At 61.0% G+C, this 6,663-nt stretch carries 5 protein-coding genes; 3 read left to right on the top strand and 2 right to left on the bottom strand.

Features of this window, described 5'->3' with window-relative positions:
• The first annotated feature begins 394 nt into the window (after positions 1–394).
• Entirely contained in the window at positions 395–784 is a 390-nt protein-coding gene (locus AC1D2P_RS22170) for a hypothetical protein (protein WP_109787628.1), read from the top strand.
• Here AC1D2P_RS22170 and AC1D2P_RS22165 read toward each other — a convergent pair whose 3' ends face one another.
• Together AC1D2P_RS22165 and cra are read right to left on the bottom strand one after the other, a co-directional pair.
• A complete protein-coding gene (locus AC1D2P_RS22165; protein ID WP_109787629.1) occupies positions 785–1,561 on the bottom strand; it encodes a TatD family hydrolase in 777 nt (258 codons plus the stop codon). It abuts the gene before it with no gap.
• A 3-nt stretch (positions 1,562–1,564) separates the two neighbouring features.
• Positions 1,565–2,560 carry a catabolite repressor/activator gene (cra, locus tag AC1D2P_RS22160; RefSeq protein WP_046031939.1) on the bottom strand — a complete coding sequence of 332 codons (996 nt, stop codon included), beginning with the start codon at positions 2,558–2,560 and terminating at the stop codon, positions 1,565–1,567.
• 290 nt (positions 2,561–2,850) lie between these two features.
• Between cra and ptsP the strand changes: the two genes are divergently transcribed.
• Together ptsP and pfkB are read left to right on the top strand one after the other, a co-directional pair.
• Entirely contained in the window at positions 2,851–5,712 is a 2,862-nt protein-coding gene (gene ptsP / locus AC1D2P_RS22155; RefSeq protein ID WP_477811595.1) for a phosphoenolpyruvate--protein phosphotransferase, read from the top strand.
• Positions 5,712–6,653 carry a 1-phosphofructokinase gene (gene pfkB / locus AC1D2P_RS22150; protein ID WP_109787631.1) on the top strand — a complete coding sequence of 314 codons (942 nt, stop codon included), beginning with the start codon at positions 5,712–5,714 and terminating at the stop codon, positions 6,651–6,653. The genes ptsP and pfkB overlap by 1 nt, the downstream gene beginning before the upstream one ends.
• Positions 6,654–6,663: the final 10 nt, after the last annotated feature.

Genomic DNA, 6,663 nt, shown 5'->3' with positions numbered 1-6,663 from the left:
CATCGATACCGATTACCGTTGGCGAGGTAAGGATTGTCATGACGAATCCTCGGAGCTAGGGTTTAAGGGCTTGTCGGGGTTTACCCTTGCGCTGGCTTGCCTCTATCGTCGGTTTTACCGATGAATTCCTTATCGGCGCTTCGGGTAGAAGGGGCGGGACGAGAAGTCTCCCACGGTCCGTACTGGCTAGAGTCGGAATCGAGCTTTTAGTCCCGCCCACCCCTTCAAGTCTAAACATACAAGCGAGCACGCTCGCTCCCACAGTTTTTGCGCATAATCTGTAGTAACTTTTACCTTTGTGAGTGGGTAAGGTCCTGATTTCCTGCGTATTCAGATTTTTCGTCTTCAATGGAGGAAGATCAATCACTCTGACCTGCCCTGAGGAGGCCCGGTTATGTCGGCCGCAACAATTGGAGTCCAGGGGCATTGCGCCCATTGCGGGAGCACGCGTGTGCTCGAGGCCTGGCAACTCAACGCTATTGCTATCAACGAATCGTTTACCTGTACTCACTGCCATAAAGCCTTGCAGTTGCGTGATCCGAAACAGATCAAGCGCTTCAAGTCGCTGGACTCACTTTCCATGCTGCGGGCAAGCACGCGGGTGATGGTGTGTTCGGCGATTCTGGTGGCATTGGTCATGGAATGGATCGGGATGCTCAGCGTGGTCGAACAGCTGAATTTTTCACTGATCGCGATTCTGGCTTACTTCCTGGTCATTCAATTTGCCCGGCGCCGGCAACACATCACGCTGATTCTGGAAGCCGCCAAAGCCCACGCCGATTGATTACCAGTTGAACAGCTCGCAGGCATTGGCCGTGCTGACGGTGGCCAACTGCTCGGGGCTGATTGCCATGATTTGCGCCAATGCGCCACAGATTGCGGGCAGGTGCGCCGGGCTGTTGCGTTGACCGGGAAACATGACCGGGGCCATGTCCGGTGAGTCGGTTTCCAGCACCACGCAGTCAAGTGGCAACTCGGCGAGCACACGGTGCATGCGCAGCGCCTGCGGCCAGGTCGCGGCACCGCCCAGACCCAGTTTGAACCCGAGCTTGATGTATTCGCGAGCTTCTTCCTTGCTGCCCGCAAAGGCATGGATGATCCCGGCACGTTTCAACCGAAAGCGCTTAAGCGTGGCAATCACCGCCGCATGGCTGCGTCGAACGTGGATCAGTGCCGGAAGATGGAAGTCCGCCGCCAGTTGCAGTTGCGCCTCGAACAGCGCCTGCTGGCGCTCGCGATCCAGGGTTTCGATGAAGTAATCCAGACCGATCTCGCCCACGGCGCACACCTGTCGATGGCCGGCCAGACGCGTCAGCCAGTCAGCCAGTTCACGCAGATCTTCAGGCCGGTGATCTTCCAGGTACACCGGGTGCAAACCGAATGCTGCATGCAGGTCGGGATCGTTTTGCACGAGGTCCCAGACCCGCTGCCAATTGGCCTGATACACCCCCAGCACGACCATCCGTCGCACGCCCAATGCGCGGCTTTCGGCAAGCAGCGCCTGACGATCCTCGTCGAAATCGGAAAAATCCAGATGAGTGTGGCTGTCGATCAGCTCCACGGTTCAGTCCCGGTGAATGCGCTGCTTGAAGGTCCGTGCGATGGCTTGCACGCCAGGTTGGTAATCGGACTGCTCGATGGCGGCCAGTGCCAGTGCCAGGGCTTTATCGGCAATCAGTTGATGTTGTTGGGCCATGGCGTTGACTGGCAGCGGCAGGAAGTCCAGCAACTGCGTGTCGCCAAACGTACCGAGACGCAACGGACGGGTTTTCAACGGGAAGTCGTGCAAGGCGTCGAACACGCCCTGGAGCAGCACGTAGGAAGTGGTGACCAGCGCATCAGGCAGATGCCCCAGGCGCTGCAACATTTCTTCCATCAACTGCTTGCCGCATTCGCGGCTGAACGACTCGCCATGCTCGATCAATACTTGGCCTTTGAACCCCTCGAGTGCCTCTTTGAAGCCGGCCGAGCGCTCCTGGCTGATACTCAACTCGGGGCGCGCGCCGATCAAGGCGATCTGCTTGGGCTGCGGGTCCAGTAGACTGCGGGTCAATTGCAGGCTGGCCTCGCGGTCATCACTGATCACCGAACAGAAATGCTCGGGCTCCATGACCCGGTCGATGGCGATGATCGGGATGCCTTTGGCCTGCAACTGGCGGTAGCTGTCGTCACCGGCCGGCAGGCAACTGGCAACGATCAGTGCATCGCAGCGCCGGGCGCGGAATAATTGCAGCAATTGTCGTTCGCTGTCTGGCGCATCGTCGGAACTGGCGATCAGTAATTGATAGCCGCGTGCCCGGGCGCCTTGTTCCAGCAATTTGGCGATTCGTGCGTAACTGGGGTTTTCCAGGTCCGGCAGAATAAAACCCAGGGTGCGGGTGTGCCGACTGCGCAGACCGGCCGCTTGAGGATTGGGCGTAAAGCCATGTTGTTCGACGACCGCGCGCACGCGTTCGACGGTAGCACTGCTGATGCGTTGCTGTTCAGCCTTGCCATTGATGACATAACTGGCGGTGGTTACGGACACACCGGCCAACTGTGCGATATCACTGAGTTTCAACTCGGGATTTCCTTGTTTTTTCGAGCTTGCCCCGACATTTTCGCCAATCCTACCCGAATCAGGCAGACGACTATTGTCCAACCACATCCGACAAGTTGGGCTTCAAGGATGGGACATTATCGAGTAACGTGCCAAGTATTCTAGATTAAACGTTTCAGCAAGCGTATTTTCAGCGTTATAAACACCTTTGGCCGGTTCTGCCGTGATACCGCCAAAAGTGAAGGCTAAGCGCCTAAGCTGATTCATTCAAAACAATACCTGGCGCCATCAGACGCCAAAAAGGAGAAAGCATGCTCGAGCTCACCCTAGAGCAGATTTCCATGGGCCAGTCGGCTGTGGATAAGTCCGAAGCATTGGCGTTGTTGGCCGGGCATCTGGTTGCCGATGGCCTGGTTGCCGAGGGTTACCTGGCCGGTCTGCAAGCACGGGAAGCTCAGGGCTCGACCTTTCTCGGCCAAGGCATTGCCATCCCCCACGGTACGCCACAAACCCGCGACCAGGTGTTTTCCACCGGCGTGCGGCTGATGCAGTTTCCCGAAGGCGTTGACTGGGGCGATGGCCAGATCGTGTACCTGGCGATCGGTATCGCGGCCAAGTCCGATGAGCATTTACGCTTGTTGCAGCTATTGACCCGCGCCCTAGGCGAGACCGATCTGGGCCAGGCCTTGCGTCGTGCAAGCTCCGCTGAAGCGCTGTTGAAACTGCTGCAAGGCGCGCCGCAGGAACTGGCGCTGGATGCCCAGATGATTGGCCTCGGCGTATCTGCCGACGACTTCGAAGAACTGGTCTGGCGCGGTGCGCGTTTGCTGCGCCAGGCCGATTGCGTGAGCAACGGTTTTTCCGCTGTGTTGCAACAGGTCGAAGCACTGCCGCTGGGCGATGGCCTGTGGTGGTTGCACAGCGAACAAACGGTCAAGCGCCCGGGCCTGGCCTTCGTCACCCCGGACAAACCAATGCGCTATCTGGGCCAGCCGCTCAGCGGTCTGTTCTGCCTGGCCAGCCTGGGTGAAGCTCATCAAGCCTTGCTCGAACGCCTGTGCGCCTTGCTGATTGAAGGTCGCGGCCACGAATTGGGCCGCGCCACCAGCAGCCGTAAAGTGCTTGAAGTCCTCGGCGGCGAATTGCCGGCGGACTGGCCGAGCGCCCGCATCGCATTGGCCAACGCCCACGGCTTGCACGCGCGCCCGGCGAAGATCCTCGCGCAACTGGCGAAAAATTTTGTAGGTGAAATACGCGTACGTATCGTCGACAGCCAGGACAGCGCGGTGTCGGTGAAGAGTTTGAGCAAACTGCTCAGCCTCGGCGCCCGTCGCGGTCAGGTGCTGGAGTTCATTGCCGAACCGAGCATTGCCGCCGATGCCTTGCCCGCCTTGCTGGCGGCCATCGAAGAAGGCCTCGGTGAAGAAGTCGAGCCGTTGCCGGCCGTGAGTCAGCAGCGCGAAGAACTCACCGATGTCGCCGAAGTACTGCTCGCCCCGGCGTCCGGCAGCCTGATACAAGCCATCGCCGCGGCGCCCGGAATTGCCATTGGCCCGGCCCATATTCAAGTGCTGCAAACCATCGATTACCCGCTGCGCGGTGAGTCCGCCGCAACTGAACGCGAGCGCCTCAAACAGGCACTGGCGCAGGTGCGCCAAGACATCGAAGGCTTGATTGAACGCAGCACGTCCAAGGCCATCCGCGAAATTTTCATCACTCACCAGGAAATGCTCGACGACCCGGAACTGAGCGATGAAGTCGACACCCGCCTCAAGCAAGGTGAAAGCGCTGAAGCGGCGTGGATGGCGGTGATCGAAGCGGCGGCCCGGCAACAGGAGTCGTTGCAGGACGCCTTGCTCGCCGAGCGTGCGGCGGACTTGCGTGACATCGGTCGGCGCGTGTTGGCGCAACTGAGCGGCGTTGAAACGCCGAAAGAGCCTGACCAACCTTACATTCTGGTGATGGACGAAGTCGGTCCGTCCGACGTCGCACGTCTCGATCCGGCGCGTGTCGCCGGCATTCTCACGGCGCGGGGTGGCGCCACGGCGCACAGCGCCATCGTGGCCCGAGCCTTGGGTATTCCGGCGCTGGTCGGTGCCGGTGCGGCGGTGTTGCTGCTGGCGCCGGGCACGCCGTTGCTGATCGATGGCCAGCGCGGTCGCCTGCACGTAGACGCTGATGCGTTGACCTTGCAACGCGCCACCGAAGAACGCGACACCCGCGAACAGCGCCTGAAAGTGGCCGCTGAACAACGTCATCAACCGGCGCTGACCACCGATGGTCACGCGGTCGAAGTGTTCGCCAACATTGGTGAAAGCRCCGGTGTCACCAGCGCGGTGGAGCAGGGTGCCGAAGGCATTGGCCTGTTGCGCACCGAACTGATTTTCATGGCCCACCCGCAGGCGCCGGACGAGGCCACCCAGGAAGTTGAATACCGTCGCGTGCTCGACGGCCTGGCCGGTCGGCCGCTGGTGGTGCGCACCCTCGATGTCGGTGGCGACAAACCGCTGCCGTATTGGCCCATCGCCAAAGAAGAAAACCCGTTCCTCGGCGTGCGCGGTATTCGCCTGACGCTGCAACGCCCGAAGATCATGGAAGCGCAGTTGCGCGCCTTGCTACGGGCCGCCGATAACCGTCCGCTGCGGATCATGTTTCCGATGGTGGGCAGCGTCGATGAATGGCGTCAGGCACGGGACATGACCGAACGCTTGCGTCTGGAAATCCCGGTCGCCGACTTGCAACTGGGGATCATGATCGAGGTGCCGTCGGCCGCCTTGCTGGCGCCGGTGTTGGCCAGGGAAGTCGACTTCTTCAGCGTCGGCACCAACGACCTGACCCAGTACACACTGGCCATCGACCGTGGTCATCCGACCTTGTCCGCTCAGGCCGACGGCTTGCACCCGGCGGTGCTGCAATTGATCGACATCACCGTGCGCGCGGCGCATGCCCATGGCAAATGGGTCGGGGTGTGCGGCGAGTTGGCGGCGGACCCGCTGGCGGTGCCGGTATTGGTCGGCCTGGGTGTGGACGAACTCAGTGTGTCGGGTCGCAGCATTGCCGAGGTCAAGGCGCGGATTCGCGAACTCAGCCTCGCCCAGACGCAAATTCTCGCCCGACAGGCCCTGGCCGTGGGCAGCGCCAATGAAGTGCGCGCATTAGTGGAGGCTCTGTAATGGCCCGGATTTTAACCCTGACCCTCAACCCGGCGCTGGACCTGACCGTCCAGTTGCCGCGCCTTGAACCCGGCCAGGTCAACCGCAGCGACGCCATGCACACCCACGCCGCTGGCAAAGGCATAAACGTGGCGCAGGTGCTGGCCGACCTTGGGCATCAGTTGACCGTCAGCGGGTTTCTCGGGGAAGACAATCTGCAGGCGTTCGAAACCCTGTTTGCCAAACGCGGTTTTGTCGACGCGTTTATCCGCGTTCCCGGTGAGATTCGCAGCAACATCAAGCTGGCGGAAAGCGACGGGCGCATCACCGACGTCAACGGTCCAGGGCCGCGAGTGAGTGAAGCGGCGCAGCAGGCATTGCTGGATCGTCTCGATCAGATTGCGCCCGGCCATGATGTGGTCGTCGTCGCCGGAAGTTTGCCGCAGGGCGTCAGCGCGCAGTGGTTGCAGGCGTTGATTGTACGCTTGAAAAAACTCGGTTTGAACGTCGCCCTCGACACCAGCGGCGAGGCATTGCGCGCGGCGCTCAAGGCCGGTCCGTGGCTGATCAAACCCAACACAGAAGAGTTGGCGGACGCGCTGGGCTGCGAGGTTGTGTCGGTCGCGGCACAAGCCGACGCCGCGAGCCGCTTGCACGCGCAAGGCATCGAGCACGTGGTGATTTCCCACGGTGCCGAGGGCGTGAACTGGTTCAGTGTCGGCTCGGCGCTGCATGCCACACCCCCCAAGGTCAGCGTTGCCAGCACCGTGGGCGCGGGCGATTCGTTGTTGGCCGGCATGCTCCATGGTTTGCTAAAGCCCGATACGCCAGAGCAGACCCTGCGCACCGCCACGGCGATTGCCGCGATGGCGGTCACTCAAATCGGTTTCGGCATCGGCGATACCGCGCAATTGGCGCAGCTCGAACAGGGTGTACGCGTGCGTCCCCTGACAGAACAATAAGAGGGTTTGT

This window comes from Pseudomonas sp. P1_F1_2 (assembly GCF_056405815.1).
Note: the sequence above shows the minus strand (reverse complement) of the source record. Positions and strands in the feature narration are given on the sequence as shown.